Annotated in this window: 1 protein-coding gene; it reads left to right on the top strand. The window is 75.2% G+C overall.

Features of this window, described 5'->3' with window-relative positions:
• Window positions 1-1,600: polyketide synthase dehydratase domain-containing protein (locus tag ACGF12_RS38520; protein ID WP_393041312.1), on the top strand; the 1,600-nt coding region annotated here is incomplete at both ends.

Here is a 1,600-nt window from a genome sequence, read left to right as displayed (position 1 = left end):
CTCGGCGCCCTCGCCACCACCCACACCCACGGCCACCCCGTCAACTGGCCCACCACCAGCCACATCCACACCACCCTCCCCACCTACCCCTTCCAACACCACACCTACTGGATCGACCTCCCCGAACACACCGGCTCCGCCGCCGATCTCGGGCTGGACGCGACGGACCACCCGCTGCTCGGCGCCTCGGTGGAACTGCCGGACGGCGAGGGCGCAGTCCTCACCGGGCGGCTGTCGGTCCGCAGCCACCCCTGGCTGGCCGACCACGCGGTGGCGGGGACGGTGCTGGTGCCCGGGACGGCGATCGCCGAGATGGCCCTGTACGCGGGCGGCCGGCTCGGTTGCGAGCGACTGGAGGAACTGACGCTCCAGGCGCCGTTGACGCTGCCCGAGCAGGGCGGCGCGGTGCGGGTGCAGGTGAGCGTCGGCGCCGCCGGCGCGGACGGGCGGCGGGCCGTGACGGTCGAGTCGCGCGACGGCGGGACCGTGGTCGTGCTCGCCAAGGGAACGCTGGCCGCGGCTGTCGGTCGGCCCGCCGCCGTCCTCGCGGCCTTCCCGCCCGAGGGCGCCGAGCCGGTCGACACCTCGGAGCTGTACGACCGTCTGGAGGCGGCCGGGCTGGAGTACGGCCCGGCGTTCCGGGGACTGACCGCCGCCTGGCGCCACGGCGAGGACGTGTACGCCGAGGCGGTGCTGCCGGAGTTGCCCGGCCAGGGCGGGTTCGCTCTGCACCCGGCGCTGCTGGACGCGGCGCTGCACCCGATGGCGTTCGCCGAGGACACCCCGGACGGCGAGGTCAGACTGCCGGCCGGCTGGTCGGACGTGGTGCTCCACGCCACGGACGCCCGGACGATCCGGGTCCGGCTGGCCCCGACCGGCCCCGGCACCATCGGGCTCACCCTCGTGGACGTGGAGGGACGGCCGGTGGCCGAGGGCGTGCTCACCGTGCACGCGACCCGCCCGGAGCGCCTGGTCGCCCAGGCCGCGAAGAGCCGGGACAGCCTCTACCAGGTCGACTGGACCGCGCTGTCCACTCCCCCGGCGGCGGCCGACCCGGAGGATCCGACTCCCGTGGTCACGGTGGTGGACGCGGCGGCGCTCGCCGGTCTCGCCCCCGCCCCGACGGTGTTCGCGCACTGCCCGATGCCGACGGACGGCGAGCTGCCCGAGCAGATCGGCACTGTGCTCGAATGGACGCTCGACCTGGCCCAGGCCTGGCTGCTCGACGAGCGGTTCGCGGACGCGCGGCTGGTGTTCGTCACCGAGAACGCCGCCGGCGAGCAGCCCGCAAACCTCGTCCAGGCCGGCGTGTGGGGCATGGTGCGCTCGGCACTGGCCGAGAACCCGGACCGCTTCGCACTACTGGACCTGGACGGCACTCCGGAGTCGGCGGCCGCACTGCCCGCCGCGCCCGTCGACGTGGAGCCGCAGCTCGCGGTGCGCGACGGCGCGCTGGTCGCGCCTCGGCTCGTACGGGCCGTCGCCGCGCCGACGACGGCGGTCGAGGAGCCGGTGTTCACGCCCGACGACTACGTCCTGATCACCGGCGCCACCGGTGAACTCGGCAAGCTCATCGCCCGCCACCTCGTCACCACCCACG

Origin of the sequence: Kitasatospora sp. NPDC048296 (genome assembly GCF_043201815.1) — a bacterium.
GTDB lineage: Bacteria > Actinomycetota > Actinomycetes > Streptomycetales > Streptomycetaceae > Kitasatospora.
This window is presented reverse-complemented; position numbering and strand designations above follow the sequence as displayed.